General features: G+C 73.1%; 19 protein-coding genes. 13 read left to right on the top strand and 6 right to left on the bottom strand.

Annotated elements, in window-relative coordinates; genetic code table 11:
* Positions 1–17: 17 nt before the first annotated feature.
* The gene (gene map / locus QPJ90_RS12655; protein WP_290131556.1) at positions 18–785 is read left to right on the top strand and encodes a type I methionyl aminopeptidase; all 768 of its coding nucleotides are present in this window, start codon (positions 18–20) and stop codon (positions 783–785) included.
* On the opposite strand, the gene QPJ90_RS12650 is transcribed toward map, so the two are convergent.
* Positions 769–1,335, bottom strand: coding sequence for a 4'-phosphopantetheinyl transferase superfamily protein (locus tag QPJ90_RS12650; protein WP_290131555.1), 567 nt, complete (start codon positions 1,333–1,335; stop codon positions 769–771). The two genes, map and QPJ90_RS12650, sit on opposite strands and share 17 nt — an antisense overlap.
* Positions 1,336–1,393: 58 nt before the next feature.
* Positions 1,394–1,597 carry a hypothetical protein gene (locus QPJ90_RS12645; RefSeq protein ID WP_290131554.1) on the bottom strand — a complete coding sequence of 68 codons (204 nt, stop codon included), beginning with the start codon at positions 1,595–1,597 and terminating at the stop codon, positions 1,394–1,396.
* A gap of 307 nt (positions 1,598–1,904) precedes the next feature.
* Here QPJ90_RS12645 and QPJ90_RS12640 point away from each other — a divergent pair, with 307 nt between their 5' ends.
* The 5 genes from QPJ90_RS12640 (at position 1,905) to QPJ90_RS12620 (ending at position 7,447) form a co-directional block, all read left to right on the top strand.
* Positions 1,905–3,824, top strand: coding sequence for a TPM domain-containing protein (locus tag QPJ90_RS12640; protein WP_290131553.1), 1,920 nt, complete (start codon positions 1,905–1,907; stop codon positions 3,822–3,824).
* Between the two features lie 85 nt (positions 3,825–3,909).
* Positions 3,910–4,635 (top strand): PspA/IM30 family protein, encoded by a 726-nt coding sequence (locus QPJ90_RS12635; protein ID WP_290131552.1) that lies wholly within the window; start codon positions 3,910–3,912, stop codon positions 4,633–4,635.
* An 80-nt stretch (positions 4,636–4,715) separates the two neighbouring features.
* Positions 4,716–5,537: an arginase family protein gene (locus tag QPJ90_RS12630; protein ID WP_290131551.1), complete on the top strand. Its 822-nt coding sequence runs from the start codon at positions 4,716–4,718 to the stop codon at positions 5,535–5,537.
* Positions 5,538–5,690: 153 nt separating this feature from the next.
* On the top strand, positions 5,691–7,094 hold the full coding sequence (locus QPJ90_RS12625; protein ID WP_290131550.1) for an NAD(P)/FAD-dependent oxidoreductase: 1,404 nt from the start codon (positions 5,691–5,693) through the stop codon (positions 7,092–7,094).
* Positions 7,091–7,447, top strand: coding sequence for a Fe-S oxidoreductase (locus QPJ90_RS12620; RefSeq protein WP_290131549.1), 357 nt, complete (start codon positions 7,091–7,093; stop codon positions 7,445–7,447). Before QPJ90_RS12625 ends, QPJ90_RS12620 begins: the two co-directional genes overlap by 4 nt.
* A gap of 214 nt (positions 7,448–7,661) precedes the next feature.
* On the opposite strand, the gene QPJ90_RS12615 is transcribed toward QPJ90_RS12620, so the two are convergent.
* Positions 7,662–8,465, bottom strand: a complete 804-nt coding sequence (locus tag QPJ90_RS12615) for an ABC transporter ATP-binding protein (RefSeq protein ID WP_290131548.1) — start codon at positions 8,463–8,465, stop codon at positions 7,662–7,664.
* 8 nt (positions 8,466–8,473) lie between these two features.
* Positions 8,474–9,388, bottom strand: coding sequence for a siderophore-interacting protein (locus QPJ90_RS12610; protein WP_290131547.1), 915 nt, complete (start codon positions 9,386–9,388; stop codon positions 8,474–8,476).
* A gap of 64 nt (positions 9,389–9,452) precedes the next feature.
* On the opposite strand from QPJ90_RS12610, the gene QPJ90_RS12605 reads away from it, so the two are divergent.
* The 7 genes from QPJ90_RS12605 (at position 9,453) to QPJ90_RS12575 (ending at position 17,359) form a co-directional block, all read left to right on the top strand.
* Positions 9,453–10,406: an alpha/beta fold hydrolase gene (locus QPJ90_RS12605; RefSeq protein WP_290131546.1), complete on the top strand. Its 954-nt coding sequence runs from the start codon at positions 9,453–9,455 to the stop codon at positions 10,404–10,406.
* Positions 10,407–10,466: 60 nt separating this feature from the next.
* A complete protein-coding gene (locus QPJ90_RS12600; protein WP_290131545.1) occupies positions 10,467–11,996 on the top strand; it encodes an ABC transporter substrate-binding protein in 1,530 nt (509 codons plus the stop codon).
* Between the two features lie 36 nt (positions 11,997–12,032).
* Positions 12,033–12,986 (top strand): ABC transporter permease, encoded by a 954-nt coding sequence (locus QPJ90_RS12595; protein WP_290131544.1) that lies wholly within the window; start codon positions 12,033–12,035, stop codon positions 12,984–12,986.
* Positions 12,983–13,951: an ABC transporter permease gene (locus QPJ90_RS12590; protein WP_290131543.1), complete on the top strand. Its 969-nt coding sequence runs from the start codon at positions 12,983–12,985 to the stop codon at positions 13,949–13,951. Before QPJ90_RS12595 ends, QPJ90_RS12590 begins: the two co-directional genes overlap by 4 nt.
* Positions 13,948–14,778, top strand: coding sequence for an ABC transporter ATP-binding protein (locus tag QPJ90_RS12585; protein WP_290131542.1), 831 nt, complete (start codon positions 13,948–13,950; stop codon positions 14,776–14,778). The genes QPJ90_RS12590 and QPJ90_RS12585 overlap by 4 nt, the downstream gene beginning before the upstream one ends.
* Positions 14,779–14,801: 23 nt before the next feature.
* Positions 14,802–15,557, top strand: coding sequence for an ABC transporter ATP-binding protein (locus QPJ90_RS12580; protein WP_290134225.1), 756 nt, complete (start codon positions 14,802–14,804; stop codon positions 15,555–15,557).
* A 200-nt stretch (positions 15,558–15,757) separates the two neighbouring features.
* Positions 15,758–17,359, top strand: coding sequence for a DUF4832 domain-containing protein (locus tag QPJ90_RS12575; RefSeq protein ID WP_290131541.1), 1,602 nt, complete (start codon positions 15,758–15,760; stop codon positions 17,357–17,359).
* Positions 17,360–17,571: 212 nt separating this feature from the next.
* On the opposite strand, the gene QPJ90_RS12570 is transcribed toward QPJ90_RS12575, so the two are convergent.
* Complete coding sequence (locus tag QPJ90_RS12570; RefSeq protein ID WP_290131540.1) at positions 17,572–18,273, bottom strand: ThuA domain-containing protein; 702 nt, start codon at positions 18,271–18,273, stop codon at positions 17,572–17,574.
* A complete protein-coding gene (locus QPJ90_RS12565; RefSeq protein WP_290131539.1) occupies positions 18,270–20,168 on the bottom strand; it encodes a heparinase II/III family protein in 1,899 nt (632 codons plus the stop codon). Before QPJ90_RS12565 ends, QPJ90_RS12570 begins: the two co-directional genes overlap by 4 nt.
* Positions 20,169–20,174: the final 6 nt, after the last annotated feature.

Genomic DNA, 20,174 nt, shown 5'->3' with positions numbered 1-20,174 from the left:
ACCGGTACGATCATCCCGTGATCGAGATCCTGACCCCGGCCGAGGTCGACCGCGCCCGCCGCACCGGAGCGCTCGTCGGCACGATCCTGCAGACCCTCCGCGACCGCACGCGCGTCGGCACGAACCTGCTCGAGATCGACCGGTGGACGAAGCAGCTCATCGAGGACGCCGGCGCCGAGTCCTGCTACGTCGACTACGCCCCGTCGTTCGGCCGCGGCCCGTTCGGCCACCACGTCTGCACCGCCGTGAACGACGCCGTCCTGCACGGGCTCCCCCACGACCGGGCGCTCGCGGACGGTGACCTGCTCACCCTCGACCTCGCCGTGTCGCTCGACGGCATCGCCGCCGACGCGGCGATCAGCTTCGTCGTGGGGACCGTGGACCCCGCCGACGCCGCGCTGATCGACGCGACCGAACGCGCCCTCGCCGCGGGCATCGCCGCCGCACGCCCCGGCGCCCGTACCGGGGACCTGTCGCACGCGATCGGCACCGTGCTGGAGGACGCGGGCTACCCGGTCAACGTCGAGTTCGGCGGCCACGGCATCGGGTCGACCATGCACCAGGACCCGCACGTGTCGAACACCGGACGGCCCGGACGCGGCTACACCCTCCGCCCGGGGCTCCTCCTCGCGCTGGAGCCCTGGGTGATGGCCGACACCGACGTCCTCGTCACCGACCCGGACGGCTGGACGCTCCGCAGCGCCACCGGGGCCCGGACGGCGCACACCGAGCACACGATCGCGATCACCGAGGACGGCGCCGAGGTGCTCACGCTCCCCAGGTGACCGGTGCTCCCCCTGCGGCGACCGCGACCACGAGGTCGTGCTCGGGCCGCACGAGGACGACCGCCTGTGCCGCTCCGTCGAGGACGACCGTGCCGCGCTCGACGTCGACGTCGACCGACCGCGGGTCCACCCGGAGGCCCCGACCGTCCCGCTTGAGGACGGCCTCCTTCGCCGCCCAGCAGGCCGCGAGCACCCCGACGTCGCCCGCGGCACGGTCGATCTCCCCACACGTGAAGGCGTCGAGCGGCGCGCGCGCCACCCGGGACACGCGCTCGACGTCGACCCCGACGGCGTCGGGCGCGACCGCGAGGGCGGTCACGCCCGCGGTTCGGGACAGGCTCACGCCGACCTCCCGGCCACCGACGGTGGCCCACGGTCGACCGTGCGCGGTGCTGCCGCAGTGCGGGCAGCCGCGCCCCGTGCGCACCCCGACCACGTCCGCGCCCGTCACCGACGCGACGGCGGCGACCAGGGCCTCCCGGTCGGCTGCACGGTCCGCGCCCGCCGGACGGAGCGTCACGACGACGGACTGGAGGCACGACTCACCCACGCAGGAAGCCTACGTGGGGGAGGTGGTGCGGTCCGTGACGACGCAGTCGTGCGTGGTCTCAGGCGTGCGTGAGCGCGATCAGCGCGACGTTCATCGTGCTGTAGAGCCCCTCGGACCGCGTCGCCTGGCGCACGCGTCCACGGAGGACCTCGTACCGGCCGTCCTCCTCGCGCACGAAACCGATCACGCCGCTCGCCGGCGTCGACACCCGGTGGTAGCCGTCCTCGAGCGGGACGACCTCGGTGTTCAGTGTTCGCTCCATTGCTGTCCCCTTCCGCTCGTCGTCGAACAGTGGCGTCAGCATACCCCGATGTGGGGGACAAACGTCCGGCACCTGTGCGGATGACGAATGTTCATGCACAGTCCCGAGATGGCCGGTCCGACTCGTGCGCGCTCTGGATAGACTCCGGGCGGCGGCACCCCCGGGAGCCGTCCCGGGGCACGAGGACGGGTCCCGCGGCTCGGATGGAGGACGGATGCGCACGGTCCACGGCGGACGCTCGAACGAGGCCGGACCCGGTCCGGGGAGCGGGACGTCACGTCCTGTGCTCCGGTGGACCACCCGCCTGGTGACCGCCCTGCTCGCCGCGTTCCTCGTCCTCGCACCCGCGACCGCGTCGCACGCCACCGCCCCCTTCCAGCTCCAAGGCGGCGCGTACGTCGTCGACCAGGCGGACGCCCTGACCTCCGCGCAGCAGTCGCAGGTGGAACAGGCCGTGCAGGACCTCTACGACAGGACGAAGACCCAGCTCTACGTCGTGTACGTCCCGACCTTCTCGGACCCGTCCGACCACACCGCGTGGGGCGACGCGTTCCGCCAGCAGAACCAGATCGACTCGGACAGCATCGTGCTCGCGGTGGCGGTCGACGACCGCATCGCGGACGTCCACCAGACGAACGAGACCGACCTGACGTCGTCCGACGTCGAGAACGCCTACCAGGACGACGCCGTGCCGCAGCTCCGGGACGGCAACTGGGCGGCGGCCGCGACCGCGTTCGCCGACGGGCTCGCCCAGACGCAGGACCCGCCGAACCTCACCGCACTGTGGGTCGTGCTGCTCGTCGTCGTGGTCGCGATCGTCGTCGTGGTGCTCGTCGTCCGTGCGCGCAACAAACGCCGCACCGCGGCGGCGACCAAGGCGCAGGAGGAGTCCCTCGCGGGTCTCGAACGCACCGCCGGGGGTGCCCTCGTCACGATCGACGACGAACTGAAGACCGCCGAGCAGGAGGTCGGGTTCGCCACCGCCCAGTTCGGCGCCGACGCCGCGAAGCCCTTCGCCGACGCCGTGGCCACCGCGAAGCGCAACGTCCGCCAGGCGTTCACGTTCCAGCAGCAGCTCGACGACGAGATCCCGGACACCCCGCAGCAGCGCGCCGAGTGGGCGAACCAGATCATCGCCATCTGCGAGCAGGCGCACGCCGCGATCGAGGCGCAGACCCAGTCCTTCGACAAGCTCCGCTCGCTCGAGGACGGCGTCGAGGACGCGTCGACCGCCCTCGCAGCGGACGTCGCCTCGGCGCCCGCGTCCGTCGCCGCCGCCTCGGCCGCACTCGAGCGGGTCCGTGCGACGTACTCCGGCCGGACCCTCGCCACGGTGTCGGACAACGTCGACCAGGCGAAGCAGGTGCTCGACTACGCGACGGAACGGTCCGCAGCGGCGACCGCGGCGATCGCGGCCGGCGACAAGGGCGAAGCGGTCGTCGCCGTGCGGGACGCCCAGCACGCCCTCGCGCAGGTGCAGCAGCTGACGGCCTCCGCCACCGCCGCCGAGACGACCTTCGCCGAGGCGTCGGCACGCGCCCAGGCGATGCGCGCCGACGTCGAGGGCGACGTCGCAGCCGCACGGTCGATGCGAACGGACAGTCCCGAGCTCGTGGCGGCCGTGACCCAGGCCGAGACGGTCCTGCGGCAGGGCATCGACCCGAAGGACCCGATCTCCGCCGTCGACGCTCTGACGAAGGCGAACACCGACATCGACGCCGCGCTCGCGACCGCACGAGGTGTCGAGGAGCAGAACCAGCGCGCCGCACGAGCACTCGACGACGCCCTGCGCGACGCCCGCTCCCGGATCAGCCAGGCTCGCGAGTACATCGCCCTGCGTCGTGGAGCGGTCGGACCGACGGCACGGACCCGACTGTCCGAAGCCGAGCGCGCCCTCGACGACGCGGTCGACCTCGCCGCGACGAACCCGGGGCAGGCGCTCCAGGCCGCACGCGCGGCCGAGCAGTACGCCGCCGCCGCGATGGACGAGGCCGGCAACGACATGGGCGGCTGGCCCGGTGCCGGGGGCGGCGGCAACGGCGCACAGCTCGGCGGGCTCGTCACCGGGCTCGTCCTCGGTGGTCTCCTCGGCGGACGCGGCGGCTCGTTCGGCGGCGGCTCGTTCGGCGGCGGCGGGTTCGGGGGCGGCGGCTTCGGCGGTGGCGGCGGAGGCTTCGGCGGAGGCGGCGGGGGCGGCGGCGGCTTCTCCGGCGGCGGCCGCTTCTGAGCGGACCGCTCTTCTCCACGGCTCCCAGACGACGACTCCACGACCAGACAGCACGAAGCGGTACTCCTCCAGAAAGGGAACAGCAATGGCCAAGCAGACGATCTTCGGTCGCATCTCCTCGCTCATCCGGGCGAACGTGAACCAGCTCATCGACAACGCCGAGGACCCGCAGCTCATGCTGGACCAGCTCGTGCGTGACTACACGAACAACATCGCGGACGCCAAGACCGCGATCGCGCAGACCATCGGTAACCTCCGCCTGCTCGAGCAGGACCACGAGGAGGACAAGAAGGCCGCCACCGAGTGGGGCCAGAAGGCCGCCAACGCCTCGGCAGCGGCGGACAAGTACCGCGCCGAGGGCAAGACCGCCGACGCCGACAAGTTCGACAACCTCGCGAAGATCGCCATCGGCAAGCAGATCGCCGCCGAACAAGAGGTCAAGGACAACGAGGGGCCGCTCGCGACGCAGAACGAGCAGGTCGAGAAGCTCAAGTCCGGGCTGGCCGGCATGGAGCAGAAGCTCGAGGAGCTCAAGTCCAAGCGCGACTCGCTCGTCGCCCGCCAGAAGACGGCGGAGGCGCAGTCGAAGGTCAACGACGCCATCGGGAACATCGACATCACCGACCCGACGAGCGACCTCACCCGCTTCGAGGAGAAGGTCCGCCGCGAAGAGGCGAAGGTCCTCGGGCAGCAGGAGCTCCAGTCGTCGAGCCTCGACTCCCAGTTCGAGAGCCTCGAGGACGTCGGCAAGGACGCCGAGGTCGAGGCCCGGCTCGCAGCGCTCAAGGGCGGCGGATCGTCCAGCATCTGACCCGTCGCTCGGCGGGCTGACCCAGCACGCACCCAGCGCGCACCCCGGACGACGCCGGACCCGGCTGCCAGACTGGCACGATGCACTTCATCGTGGTCGGTCAGTGGCAGGGTTCGGCGTCGTCCCGTGCGATGCGGCTCGGGGACGGTGCGGCGGCGATCGCGGCGGACCTCCCCCGTGCCTCGACGACGGTGGTCGAGGTGCCACCGGGCGCCGGCGACCGACTCGAGACCGCGATCGCCCGCTACACGTCGGTCCGCCAGGTGGCCGAGCGGGTCGCCGAGGAGTCCAGCGTGGCGCCCGAGGCCCCGTTCGTCGTCGGCGGCGACGGCTCGTCGTTCCTCGGCGCGACCGTCGGCCTCGACGAGGACACCGCCTTCGTCCGGATCGCGGGGTCGAGCGGCTACCGTCCGCTGAACCGTGCCCAGCCGGTGGCGGCGGAGGCGGCGGCGCTGCGGCTCGTCGTCGACCGACCGGACGACCTGTTCCCCGACCTGCCCGTCCTGTCCGGGTCGAAGGTCGTCCTCGCGGGCGTCCGCGGTGCCGAGGACAGCGAGTCGACCGCGCTCGAGCGTGCCGGTGTCCACACCCTCGACGTGGACGCCGCGACCGCCGAGGCCGTCGCCGCCGCCGTCAGCGCCACCGGAGCCGGCTCGGTGTTCGTGCACGTCGACCTCGACGTGCTCGACCCCTCGGAGGTCGACGGGCTCCTCGAACCGGTGCCCTTCGGTCTCGACGGCGCCGGCCTGGTCGAGCTCATCCAGGCGGCGACGCGGGGCCGACGGCTCGTGGGTGCCGCCCTCACCGGGTTCGCACCGGTCGACCCGGACCGCGCCGTGGACGACCTGGGGGTGATCCTGCGGGCAGTCGGGGCACTCGCGAACGCGTCCAGGACGGTCTGACCGGCGCCGCGGCCCGCGTCGCGCCGACCGCCGCGCCGCGCTTCACGGTCGGCGTGCCGCGGCGAGGCAGCCCGCGTCGCGCGGACCGCCGCGCCGCGCCGCGGTACGCCTCACGGTCGGCGTGCCGTCACCGGGGCCGCGTAGGTTGGCCACATGACGGACTACGACCTCATCGTGATCGGCGCCGGCGCAGTCGGCGAGAACGTGGCGGACTACGCCCACAAGCGCGGGCTCTCGGTCGCGATCGTGGAGGCGGAGCTCGTCGGCGGCGAGTGCTCGTACTGGGCGTGCATGCCATCGAAGGCGCTCCTCCGCAGCGGCCACGCCCTCGAGGCGGCCAAGCGCCTCGACGGTGCCGCGCAGGCCGTCACGGGTGACCTCGACGCTGCACACGTGCTCGCCCGCCGCAACTCGTTCACGTCGGACTGGAAGGACGACGGGCAGGTGTCGTGGCTCGAGTCCGCCGACATCGCCCTCCTCCGCGGGCACGCACGCATCACCGGCGAGAAGACCATCGAGGTCGGCGGGGAGACCCACACCGCGCGTGCCGCCGTCGCCGTGGTCACCGGCTCGCTGCACACGCTCCCCGACGTCCCCGGCCTGGCCGACGCGCAGCCCTGGGGCACCCGCGAGGCCACGAGCGCACAGGAGGTCCCCGAGAGCCTCCTCGTCATCGGCGGCGGAGTGTCGGGCTCCGAACTCGCGACGGCGTGGGCGTCGCTCGGGTCGAAGGTCACCCTCGTCGCCCGGCACGGCCTGCTCGGCGGCATGGAGCCCTTCGCCGGCGAGCTCGTGGCCGACGCCCTCCGTGCCCGCGGCGTCGACGTCCGCACCGGCGTCAACCCCGTTCGGGTCGACCGCGACGAGCACGGCCTGGTCACCACCACGCTCGACGACGGCTCGACGGTCGTGACGAGCGAGGTCCTCGCCGCCACCGGTCGCCGTGCCCACACCGCCGACCTCGGCCTCGAGACCGTCGGCCTCGAGCCCGGCGCCTGGCTCGACGTCGACGACACGATGCTCGTGCACGGCACCGACTGGCTGTACGCGGTCGGCGACGTGAACCACCGCGTGCTCCTCACCCACCAGGGCAAGTACCAGGCTCGTGCCGCCGGCGAGGCGATCGCCGCCCGGTTCCAGGGCACGCCGCTGCACACGGAGCCGTGGGGTGCGCACGTCGCCACCGCCGACCACGCCGCCGCTCCGCAGGTGACGTTCACGGACCCCGAGGTCGCGAGCGTCGGGCTGACCGAGGCGACGGCACGCCAGCAGGGCATCGACGTCCGCACCGTCGAGTACGAGCTCGGCAACGTCGCGGGAGCCGCGCTGCAGGCCGACGGGTACACCGGCCGGGCGAACCTCGTCGTGGACGAGTCCCGCGGCGTCGTCGTCGGGGCGACCTTCGTCGGTCAGGACGTCGCCGAGATGCTGCACGCCGCGACGATCGCGGTCGTGGGCGAGGTCCCGATCGACCGCCTCTGGCACGCCGTCCCGGCCTACCCCACGATGAACGAGGTGTGGCTGCGACTCCTCGAGACCTACGGCCGTCCGGCGTGAACCCGTTCGTCGACTCGGTCGTGTCGCGGGCCGGCTGGCTCCTCGCGACCGCGGTCGGCCTCGCCGTCGGACTCCCGCTGTCGACGGGGCCGGTCCGGATCGTCGACGGGCTCGTCGTCTGCTCGGGCCTCCCCCGGTGGGCGTTCCGTCGCGGCGGCACCTGCGTCGGCTCGGTGTACCTGACGCGCGACAACGACGGCGACCGCGTGCTCCGGCACGAGCGGGTCCACGTCGCGCAGTGGAAGCGGTACGGCATGGCGATGCCCGTCCTCTACGCGATCGCGGGGCGCGATCCGCTCCGCAACCGGTTCGAGGTCGAGGCCGGTCTCGAGGACGGCGGCTACGTCCGCTGACCTGACCGTGGTCCGGACGGGAGGCCCGTGGCGGCGCCGCCACGCCTCCCGTCCGCCTGTTGGTCGCGCAACGCGCCGCGCGCGTGTCCCCGTGGTCGCAGAACGCGTCGTCCGCCGAGAACGTGAGCGGCGTGTCGTGCGACCAACGCCCGCCAAAGGGACGTCCGACGTCCGACGTCCGACTCCGGGACGGCGACCGCCGGGCCCGGGGCCGTCAGGCGGCGGGACGCCTCGGGACGACGAGCGGCGTGCCGGTCTCCGGGTCGGGGACGACGACGCACGGCAGGCCGAAGACGTCCTCCACGAGGGACGCCGTCAGGACCTCGGCCGGCGAGCCCGCCGCGACGATCGACCCCGCCCGCATCGCGATGAGGTGCGTCGCGTACCGGGCGGCCTGGTTGAGGTCGTGCAGCACGGCGACGACCGTCCGACCCGCACGGTGCAGCCCGGCCGCGAGTTCGAGCACGTCGTACTGGTGCGCGATGTCGAGGAACGTCGTGGGCTCGTCGAGCAGCACGATGTCGGTCTCCTGCGCGAGCACCATCGCGATCCACACGCGCTGCCGCTGCCCGCCCGAGAGCTCGTCGACGCTCCGGTCCGCGAGCGACACCGTGTCGGTCTGCTCGAGTGCCGCCTGCACCGCGGCCCGGTCCGACCCCGACGACGGGTGCAGGAGGTCCTGGTGCGGGAAGCGTCCACGGGACACGAGGTCGCGCACGGTGATGCCGTTCGGGGCGATCGGCGTCTGCGGCAGCATCGCGACCCGGCGCGCGGCGACCTTCGGGCGGAGGGACGAGATCGGCGCCCCGTCGAGGTACACGGCGCCCGCGCTCGGACGCATTGTGCGCGCGAAGGACTTGAGGAGCGTCGACTTCCCGCAGGCGTTCGGCCCGATGACGACGGTCAGTTCACCGTCCGGGACGTCCACGTCGAGGTCTGACACCACCACGCGGTCGTCGTACGCGAGCGTCAGCCCACGCGCACCGAGTGCGGTCGTCGGCAGGGCGGTGGTCGGCACCGCCGCGCTCAATGTTCGGCCTTGCCGTTCCGCCAGTAGCCCATGAACGCGACCTGCTCGCGGTCGAGGCCGACCCCGCGGACGAGGTGTCGGCGCAGCTCCTTCACGCAGCCGGCCTCCCCCGCGATCCAGGCGTAGACCGGGCGCTCGTCGACGGGCGCCGGGACCTCCCAGAGGACCTGCTCGTCGACGTCCACCTCGGTGAAGTCGGTGGTGTCCGCGCAGACCGCGGACGTCCCACCGGCCGTCGTCGCCGTGACGGTCGAGGCCCAGGCGTGCACCTGGTCGGTCATCCGCACACCGTGGGTGGCGCCGTTCCGGGCGATCCAGCGGACCTCGACCCCGGACGGCGCGGTGACCGGCAGGCGGTCGGCGTCGGTCGGCACCTCGATGAAGACGTGCCCGACGGTCGCGACGTCGAGCGCCTCGAGGATGGCGCAGATGGCGGGGGCGGCGGTCTCGTCGCCGGCGAGCAGGATGCGCGTGGCGGTCCCGGGGGCGAACTCGGCAGCGCCGGTCGGCAGCTCGTCGGGCGACTCGGGCACGCGGGGTCCGATGATCCGCAGCTCGTCACCGACCCGGCATCCGGACACCCAGCGCGAGGCGGGTCCTGCGTCGCCGTGCGCCACGAAGTCGATGTCGAGCTCGTGCGCGTCGGGCCGGAAGGACCGCACGGTGTACGTGCGGAGCGGGTTGCGCACCGCGTCGGGCAGGTCGCGCCAGGCGCCGTACCAGTCGCCGTCCTCGGGCAGCTCGGTGAAGCCGTGGCCCTCGATCGGCAGCATGACCTTGATGCGCTGGTCGAGCCCGACGGCGGAGAACTCCGCGAGAGCGTCGCCCGTCAGCGTCACACGCACGAAGTGCGGGGTGAGGGACGTGACGGCTGCCACGCGGACGGAGAAGATGCGGTACCGGGCTGCCACGTGTCCAAGTATGGCATGCCTTACCTAACGCGGCCAGGGTTCGGCGCGGTGGCAGGATCGTCGCGTGTCCGATGCCGCCCTGCCCGATGCAACCGACGAGTTCGCCGACCTCGCCCGCCTCGCCGCCGCGAGCGATGTGACGGAGCCGCTCCGCGCCTCCAGGCAGGCGGTCCGCACCGCGGACGGGCACGACGTCTCCGCGATCCGGTGGGGCGACCGGGAGGCCCGGATCACCTACCTGCACGGGCTCGGCATCGACGCGCACAGCTTCGACCAGACGGCGATCGCCGTCGGCGCGCCGGCGGTCGCGCTCGACCTGCCCGGGCACGGACGGTCGTCGTGGCGCGACGACGCCGACTACGGCGCGAGCGCGACCGCGCCGACCGTGCTCGCCGCGCTCGACGCGCTGAACGTGCCGCCGGGGGTCCTCGTCGGGCACTCGCTCGGCGCCATCCTCGCGGCGCGGATCGCCGCGACCGCTCCCCAGCGCGTCACGGGCCTCGTGCTGGTCGACATGTCCCCGGACTTCGCCCAGCGCGCCGTCGACCGCATCGCACGGGCCCTCGAGGACGAGGAGCCGTTCGCGTCCCTCGACGAGGTCGTCGACCGCGCCGTCGAGGCACGGGTGGGCGACGACCGGGACGTCCTGCTGCGCGAGGCCCGGCACACCACCCGGCTCGGTGCGGACGGACGACTCGTGCGCCGGCACCACTTCCCGCACCTGCCGACCGGCCGCACGGCGTCGGTCGGGCGGTTCGCGGACGCCTGGCCGGACCTCGAGGCGCTCGAGGCACCGATCCTCCTCGTGCGCGGTGACCGCGGCTACGTCTCGCCGAAGCTGCACGCGGGGTTCGCCGAACGCCTGCCGGACGCCCGCATCGTGACCGTCGAGTCGCGGCACGCGGTGCAGAACCAGGCCCCGCTCGAACTCGCCCGCGCGATCCGGGCATGGACCGAGGATCACGAATTGTTGCACCCGGAACAGAAACCGTCGCAGCACGGCTCCGCACGCCAGTAGTCTCGTGCGAGCGCCACGCGACGACCGTCGCCACGAGCGCCCGGAAGGAACCCACAACCCATGAGTCCGCTCCTCCCCCGCACCGCCGCGTCACGCCTCGCCGTCGTCGCGACCGCGGTGGCCGTGACGTCCGCGCTCGCGCTGACCGGCTGCTCCGGATCGTCGAACGAGCAGGGCGGCGCCGACGCCACCGTGCGCGTCGGCCTGGTGCTCGAGCCCACGAGCCTCGACATCCGCACCCAGTCCGGTGCCGCGCTCGACCAGGTGCTCATCGACAACGTGTACCAGGGGCTCGTCGGCCGCACGGCGGACGGCGACGTCCGCGACGTCCTCGCGTCCTCGCACGAGGTGTCCTCCGACGGCCGCACGTACACGTTCACGCTGCGGGAGGGCACGACGTTCCAGGACGGCAAGCCCGTCACCGCGGCGGACGTGGTGTGGTCGCTCGAGCAGGTCAAGGCGAACGACACCTACGTCGACTCCGCGCAGCTCGCGAACGTCTCGTCGATCACGTCGCCGTCGTCCGACACGGTCGTGCTCCAGCTCGCGAAGCCGGACTCCGACCTGCTCTGGAACCTCACCGGCCGCGCCGGCCTCGTGCTCGAGAAGGCGGCGAAGAACGACCTGTCCGACTCGGCGAACGGCACCGGCCCGTTCGAGGTCGCCTCGGTGAAGCAGGGCGACTCGATCACCTTCGAACGCAACGACGACTACTGGGGCACGAAGGCGAAGGTCGCCAAGGTCGTGTTCCGCTACATCACCGAGCCGTCGACCGCCGTCAACGCGATGGCGAACGGCGACCTCGACGTGCAGACCGCCGTCGACGGCACGCTCAAGAGCCAGCTCGAGGGCGACCAGGACATCACGCTCCACACCGGGAAGACGACCGACAAGTACACGTTGGCGTTCAACGACGCGAAGGCGCCCTTCACCGACAAGCGCGTGCGCCAGGCCATCCGGCAGGCCATCGACGCGAAGGCGATCATCAAGGCGATCGGCGGCACCGGTGTCGAGCAGGGCGGACCGATCCCGGCGCTCGACCCCGGCTACCAGGACCTCACCGCGATCGACGCGTACGACCCCGCGAACGCGAAGAAGCTCCTCGCCGCGGCCGGGAAGCCGAAGCTCGACCTCACGCTGACGTACGCGAACATCTACCCGACGACCATCGGCGACGTGCTGAAGTCGCAGCTCGCCGACGTCGGCATCACGCTCACGGTGAAGCGGGTCGACTTCGCGACGTGGCTCTCCACCGTGTTCCAGGCGCCGAAGTCGGGCGAGCGCACCTTCGACATGAGCATGGTCGACCACGTCGAGGCGCGCGACTTCGGCAACTGGGCGAACCCGGACTACTACTTCGGGTACGACAACCAGGAGGTCCAGGACCTCTACGCGCAGTCCGTCGCGGCGACGAGCGAGTCCGCCAAGGTCGAGGCACTCCGGAAGGCCGCGAAGATCGTCTCCGAGGACGCGGCCGGCGAGTGGCTGTACACGTCGACGTCGATCACCGCGGTCCGCAAGGGCGTCACGGGCGTCCCGTTCGACGGCACGAACTCGCGGCTCGACCTGTCGAAGCTCGCCGTCCGGTGAGCCGACGGTGACGGTCGCTCCCCGTAGCATCGACCCGTGACCCGGTTCCTGATCGGGCGGCTCCTGCTGCTCGTCGTCGGCCTGCTCGTGGCGAGCATCATCGTGTTCGCCACGCTGCGGGTGCTGCCGGGCGACGTCGCGCAGATCGTGGCCGGGACCCAGGCGACCCCGGAGCAGGTGGCGCAGCTGCGGCAGGAGCTCGGGCTCGACCGTCCGGTCGTCCTGCAGTACCTCGACTGGATCGGCGGGCTGTTCCGCGGCGACCTCGGTCGGTCGCTCGTGACCGACGGGCCCGTCGCGCCGGAGCTCGTCCAGAAGCTCAGCGTCACGCTGCCGCTCGCGGGCATGTCGCTCGTGGCGGCCCTCGTCCTCGGGGTCCCCCTCGGCGTACTGGCCGCCGTGCTCCGCAAGCGTGCGGGCGGGGCGGTCATCGGCTTCGTCGCGCAGGCCGTCGCGGCGGTGCCGATCGTCTGGGCCGGGATGCTCCTCGTGGCCCTGTTCGCGGTCACGCTGCACTGGCTGCCCACGCAGGGCTTCCCGCTCGACGGCTGGCAGGAGCCGGGCCGCGCGTTCTCCTCGCTCGTGCTCCCCGCGCTGACGATCGGCGCGGTCGAGGGCGCGGTCATCCTCCGGTTCACCCGTTCGGCGACGCTCAGCGTCCTCGACGCCGACCACGTCCGGACCGCGGCGGCGATCGGGCTCACCCGGACGCAGGCGCTCCTCCGGCACGGGCTGCCCTCGGTCGCGCTGACCGTGCTCGCGGTGCTCGGGGTGCAGATCGCCGGACTCCTCGTCGGCGCCGTCGTGGTCGAGCAGCTGTTCTCGCTGCCCGGGGTCGGCAGGATGCTCGTCACCGACGTGGGTCGCCGGGACGTCACGAAGGTGCAGTCGGAACTCCTCGTGCTCACCGGGCTCGTGCTGCTCGTCGGCTTCGCGGTCGACGTCGTGCACCGGACGCTCGACCCCCGGCAGCGGGAGGCCTCCTCGTGATCCGTCGTCTCCTCGCCCGCCCGACGGGTGTCTTCGCCGTGGTCGTGCTCGGCCTGCTCGTGGCCCTCGCCGCGGTGTCGCTCGTGTGGACGCCGCAGGACCCCTTCCGCGCCGACCCGTTCCACCAGTGGGAGGGCCCCAGCGCCGCACACTGGTTCGGCACCGACGCCTCCGGCCGGGACATCGCCAGCTACCTGCTCGCCGGCACCAGGACCACCGTCCTCGTCGCAGTCGGGTCCGGCGTGATCGCGAGCGTCGTCGGCATCGTCCTCACCGCGATCGGGTCGCTGACCGCGCGGTGGGTCCGGGAGGGCACGGCGGTCCTGCTCGACATCCTCGTGGCGTTCCCGACACTCCTCACCGCGATGCTCCTCACCGCGGTGTACGGCGGCTCGCTCGGCGTCGTGGTCGTCTCCGTCGGTCTGTCGTTCGGCGTGACGATCGCCCGCGTCGGCCGCGGGGAGATCCGCCGCATCGCCCGGAGCGACTACGTCACCGCGGCCCGCGCATCCGGGGTCGGGGGTGGCGGCGTGCTGCTGCGACACCTCGTCCCGAACGCCGCACCGCTCTTCACCGTGCAGCTCTCGCTCGCGATGGCGACAGCGGTGCTCGCCGAGGCGGGACTGTCGTACCTCGGCTACGGCGCCGGGTCGAATACGGCGTCGTGGGGGTCGCTCCTGTCCGACCTGCAGGCGTACATCGGCGTGCACCCGTGGAGTGCGACCTGGCCGGGCGCCTCGATCGCGCTCGTGGTCGCGGCGCTGTCGCTCCTCGGCGATGCCGTCCGTGACGCGACGGACCCGCGGCTGACCACGGCCGACCGGTCCTCCGACCCCGGCGCCGGTACTCCCGTCGGCGCCGCCGACGTGGCCGACGCGGGGACCGCGGCCACCACCGACGCCGGCACGGCCTCCGCCACCGACCGCGACCGCACAGCGGGCGCCGGACCGGGGGTGACCGCATGACCGAGCCGACCGGACAAGCCGGGCACGCCGTCCCGGTCGACGCGACCGGCGGGCTGGAGGTGCGCGACCTCACGGTCCGGATCGCGGGGCGGACGATCCTCGACCGCGTGACGTTCACCGTGCCTCCCGGCCGACGCCTCGGCGTCATCGGCGCGTCCGGCTCCGGCAAGTCGATGACCGCCCTCGCGCTGATGGGCCTGGAGCCCGCCGGGGCCGTCGTCACCGGGAGCATCCGGCTCGACGGCACCGAACTCGTGGGGCTGCCGGACCGGGAGCGCGCCCGCCACCGCGGATCCGGGATCGGGATGGTGTTCCAGGAGCCGGGCACCGCGCTCGACCCACTCCGTCGGGTCGGGGCGCAGATCGCCGAGCCGCTGCGGCTGCACCACGGCCTCGACCGTCGAGGAGCCGCACGCCGTGCGCGCTCGCTCGCCGCGGAGGTCGGCCTGCCGGACCCCGAGTCCCTGCTCCGGCAGTACCCGCACCAGCTCTCCGGCGGCCAGCGGCAGCGCGTCTGCATCGCGATGGCCGTCGCGGGCGAGCCGTCGTACCTCGTCGCCGACGAGCCGACGACCGCGCTCGACGTCACGACCGAGGCGCGCATCCTCGAGCTCTTCGAGCGACGCTCGGCGGGCACGGTCTTCGTCACGCACGACCTCGCCGTCCTCGCCCGGATCGCCGACACCGCGGTCGTGCTCGACGCGGGACGCGTGGTCGAGGAGGGTCCCGTGCAGCAGCTGCTGTCCGCGCCGTCGCACCCCGCGACCGCCGCCCTCGTGTCCGCCGCCCGGGCCACCGCCCGCCGCACGCCCGGAGGAGACCGGTGACCGCACTGCTCGAGGGCACCGGAATGCACCGGCACTACCGGCTCCCCCGCCGGGGCCCGTTCGAACCCGGGCCCGTCCGGACCGCGGTCGACGGCGTCGACCTGACGGTCGCCGCCGGCAGCCGCCTCGGCATCGTGGGCGAGTCCGGCTCCGGCAAGTCCACCCTGGTGCGACTGCTCGCCGGCCTGGAGGCACCCACCACCGGGACCGTGTCGGCCTCCGGACGGCCTGTGGTCGCGTCGGCGTCCGCGCGGGCGTTGCGCTGGTTCCGCCGCGAGACCGGCGTGGTGTTCCAGGACCCGTACGCCTCGCTCGACCCGCGGATGCGCGTGGGCGCGATCGTCGCCGAACCCCTGCGTGCCCTGCGGACCCCCGGCTCGCACGCGTCGCTCGTGGCGTCCGTGCTCGAGCGGGTGGACCTGCCCGCGGACGCCGTGACGCGGTACCCGCACGAGTTCTCCGGCGGGCAGCGGCAGCGCATCGCGATCGCCCGGGCCGTCGTGCACTCGCCGCGGATCCTGTTCGGCGACGAGCCGATGAGCGCCCTCGACGTGGTGGTCCGCGCCCGCGTGATCGAGCTGTTCCGGTCACTCGCCGACGACCTCGGGCTCACCCTCGTGCTCGTGTCGCACGACATCGGCGTGGTGCAGCGGCTGTGCGACACGGTCGCGGTGATGTCGGCGGGGAGGATCGTCGAGCACGGGCCGGTGTCGCTCCTCGACGCGCCGCAGCACCCGGTGACGCAGGCGCTCGTGGCGGCCGCACCGACGCTGCCGTAGGGCGCGGCGGGCGGGGTCGGAACGCGCGCGTTTCGGGGGCGTGGGTGACGGGCGCGGGTGACCGGGATGGGTGACGATGACCGCACGCCAGACCCGCGCTGTGCGAGTCGTGTTCGATCCGGCGGCAACCGTTGCCCGCTCCGTGGGACTCCGGGGACGATCGAGCCGGCCGACCGGCCGCTTCTCGAAGGGGAGAACGCATGAGCAAGTCGAACGACATCAGCAGACGGACCGCCCTCGGACTCGGCGCCGCGGGAGCCGCCACCGTCGCCTCGGGCATCCTGACACCGGGCGCCGCCCAGGCGGCCGGCCGCGGGACCGGCGCCGGACACGGGTTCGGCGTCGGGCACGGCTCGGGCACCCCACACGCCGCACCACGACTGACGAAGCGCTTCGAGCCCGACAGCACGACGGTGCTGAAGAACCCGCTTAACGGATGGGCCCTCTACGGCTCCGCGGAGCCGCCGGCCGACTACTGGACGAAGTACGACGACGTCACGCTGCCCGACGGCAGCTCGATCCGGATCTCGGACGTGGCCGGGGTGCTGTACATGCGGGTGTCGTGGACGATCCTCGAGCCTTCCGAGGGCGTCTACGGCTGGGACACGAACGCCGCCTTCGCCGGGATCCTCGCCGAGGCACGGTCCCGGGGCATGCGGCTCGCGTTCCGGGTCGTGGTGGACAGCCGCGACAAGGCGAACGACTTCACGCCGGCCTGGGTCCGCGAGGCCGGAGCGGTCGGGTACGAGAACCAGGTCGGATCGCACACGGTGTGGACCCCCTACCCCGACGACCCGGTGTTCCAGGCGAAGTACTCGGCGTTCGTCGCAGCCTTCGCCGCCCGCTACGACGACCCCGAGGTGACCGACTTCATCGACGGGTACGGCCTCGGCAAGTGGGGCGAGGGGCACTCGATGAAGTACCTCGACCCGGCGAACCGCAAGCAGGTGTTCGACTGGATCATCGACCTGTACCTCGAGCACTTCACGACGGTCCCGCTCGCGCTCAACTACCACCGGCTCATCGGGGCCGGCGGTGACGAGAGCTGGGGCGCACCGGACCCGGAGAGCGAGGCGCTCCTCGACTCCGCCTACGAGAAGGGCTACGTCCTCCGTCAGGACGCCTTCGGCATGACCGACTACTACGCCGACTGGGAGAAGTCGATGGCCGCGAAGTGGCGCCACCGTCGGCCGATCATCATGGAGGGCGGCTGGGTCACCGCGCAGCACGACGTCACGAAGGACCCCCGCGGGTACGAGGACGCGGCCGACGTCCGGCAGGGCGAGTTCGACGACTCCGCCGAGGCGCACGTCAACATGATGGACCTCCGCAACGGCGAGGCGCTGTCGTGGTTCACCGCCGAGACGTACCCGCTCACGAAGCGCTTCGACGCCGAGGGCGGCTACCGGCTCCACCCGTCCGAGGTCAGCGTGCCGACGGACGTCCGGGTCGGTTCCGCCGCCTCGATCTCGCACGAGTGGACGAACACGGGGTGGGGGTACCTGCCGTCCGACCTGCCGGTCTGGCGAGGCAAGTACAAGGCCGCGATCGGACTGCTCCGCGCCGACGACACCCCGGCGCGGGTCCTCGTCGATGCGGATCCGGAGCCGTCGGAATGGCGCAAGGGCTCGCCGAGGTCGTACACGTTCGCCCCGCGGATCACCGGCGTCGCCCCGGGTCGGTACCGATGGGGCATCGCGATCGTGGACACGACCCGCGGGAACGTGCCCGCCATCGCCCTCGGCGCGACCGGGGAGCGAGCGAACGGGTGGCTCGTGGTCGGGGACGTCACCGTCCGCTGAAGCGAGCCGCCACGACCTGGACGCGACGGCCTGGAGGCACGGCACCGGTTCGGCGGACCGGCACCGGGCCTCCAGGCCGTCGCGCGGGCGCGGGGCGCACGTCACGGAACACGCGCGTTCCGTCGGAGCGCGCGTCGTTCGACGGTCGCGACGTCGGAACGCCGCGCGTCCCGGTTCCCGCCCGACTCCCGCCGGACGCGCGCGGAGCGCGCTCAGGGCGCCCCGGCGAGGAACCGGAGGGCCTGCGCGACCAGCGCGCGGTGCGCCGGTGCGGCGAAGGACGCCGAGCCGTGGCCGAGTCCGTCGTAGACGGTGGTCCCGCCTCCCGGGCGGTCGTGCACCCAGACGAGCGGGTGGCGGATCCCGTCGTGCTCGTGGTCGACGAGCACACGCACGTCGGGTGCCACCCGCTGGTACGCGTACCGCTCGTCGTCGAGCGCGAAGTCGGACAAGCCGTCCGTGACCGGGTGTCCGTCGTCCACGACCTGCACCGTGCAGGGCCCCGACGGCGGGTGCATCGTCCTCCCCCGGTCCCACACCCCGCCGAGGACGCTCTCCCACCGCCCGTCCCCGGCGAACGACGTCGACGACACGTGCACGGCGAACACCGGTACGTCGCTGGCGAGGAGCCGACCGTACCCGGCCTCCGCCCACGACAGCGGTACCGGACGGTCGTCGCGCGGGAGTCCGACGTTCACGACCACGAGGGACGGGAGCGGTCCGGACGCGAAGGAGGCGAGGGCTGCGTCGACGTCCTCCGCCTGCGTCAACGGCACGCCGGCCTCGCGGCCGATGTCGACGAGCGCCCGGTTCGTCGCGTCGAACGGGTGCCAGGGATCCGTCCACCGCCCGACCCCGCCGAGCAGGACCGGACCGTCGGTCGGCCGCTCCGCCACGCGGTGGTGATCCGTCACGCGCGGGTGATCCGGAGCGTGTGCGATCCCGAGACCGCCGGGTCGCGTTGCACGAGCAGGATCCGGTGCAGGGCTGGCCCCCACGCGGCGCGGAGCTTCTCGTCGTCGAGGTCACGTCGTTCGACCTCGACCCCGAGGGCCGCGTCGACCGCGAGGTGGGCGGGTCCGACGAGGAGCCCGCCGGGCGTCGGCTGCGGCTCGTGCAGGGTCAGGACGACGAGGGTCATGGTGCCGGGGCGGCGGAACGTCCACTCGTCGTGCACCTCGACGCTGTCCGTCGTCCGGTCGATCGAGGCGACCCGTCGGGCACGCTCGAGCCCGGAGTCGGCCGGGTACGCGGCCGCGAGGTCCATCGACAGGGACGCCCGGCCGCCGTCGTCGGCGAACGTCGTGCCGGTCGCGCGGAACGCGGCCCCCTCGTGCTGTTCGACACCGTTCGGCCACGGCACGCTGTGCCAGCTCGACCGCATGGTCCAGATGCCGTACCGCGTGTCGGGCATGAAGGTCTCGCGATGGTACACGCCGACACCGGCGTCGACGACCACCGGTTCGCCGTCGAGCGACACGATCACCGAGCCCGCGTCGTTGTGGTTGTGACTGACGTCGTTGTGGCCACCCTTCGCGGACAGGAAGAACCCGTCGGCACGGGCGACGGCGACCTCGGTTCCGGGCAGGTACAGCGACCGCGGCATGCCCGGCGCCGCGGCACCGGCGCGCTGCCAGTCCGGCGTTCGGAGCTCGTGGAGCGTCCGGAGGAACAGCGGGGCGAGTTGCCCGTCGAAGCGCAGGGGGTGCCGACGTCCCATCCAGCGAGCGTGCTGCACGACGTCGTCGTCGCCGACCACGGCGCCGAAGCGGGCGAGGAGGTGCCAGTTCGCGTTCTCGGGGAGCACGGGTGACCCGTCCGAGTGGTTGACCTGGTGGTCGGCGTCGATCTGCATGCTCATCGGGAAGCGGGCCATCGCGGCCACGGGGGCGACCGTCCACCCGTCGAACGCCCCGTGGGTGACGGTGGTCAGCAGGTCGAGCGCCTCGAAGAGCGTCGCGCCGGCCCACCACCAGTACGTTGCCCCCTCGTCGCAGCTGCCGTCGTCGTCGTACCCGGCGCGGAAGCGGTCGAGGATGCCGAGCGCACGATCGAGGGTCGCGGTGAGCCGGCCGGCGTCCGGTTCGACCACGGCGGCGCAGACGAGGACGTTCGACACGATCCACGGCGCCCAGTTGTTCGGCGGTGCGTCGTCCGTGCCGTGCCAGAAGTACTCCTCCTGCTCCCACGGGTCGAGCACCCGCCGCCGCACCTCGTGGTGCACCCGCGCGCGGATGCCCGGGAAGTCCTGTTCGAGCCGCTCCCCCGCGAACGAGTCGATCGCGGCGAGCATCCCGCCGAGCGCGGCGTCGTTGAGGTCGAGCACATCACGGCCCGGTACCGGCAGGAACGGCCGTGCGCCGTCCTCTGGCAGGGCGTAGTGCGACGGCAGGCACCAGGCGCTCAGTTCGCAGAGGCGCCAGACCGTGTCGCCCAGGGTCGCCACCCACTCGTCGTCACCGGTGACGCCGAGCGCCAGGGACGCCGTCGCTGCGGACTCCATGACGTTGCGCAGCGACCGTTCGTAGGGCCGACGGTCGCCGTCGCGGCTGTAGGTCGCCCACCGGGCGAGCGTCGGGTACTCGACCAGCGCCGTGTCGCGCCGGTCCGCGGCGGTCGAGAGCAGTGCCTCCCGGTCGACGTCGGTGGCACCCGCCCACGCCGCACGGTCCCGCACGTCGGGGGCGGCGCGCCACGAGCGCGGTCGCACGGCGGCTCGCGCGGCAGGGGTGAGCCGAGCGGCGAAGGTGGTGGCGGAGGTGGACCGGACGGCGGGGTCGGCGGTCGGGGCATCCAGGGAGGAGGGCATCGTGTT

It is taken from the genome of Curtobacterium sp. 458, from assembly GCF_030406605.1.
GTDB lineage: Bacteria > Actinomycetota > Actinomycetes > Actinomycetales > Microbacteriaceae > Curtobacterium.
Note: the sequence above shows the minus strand (reverse complement) of the source record. Positions and strands in the feature narration are given on the sequence as shown.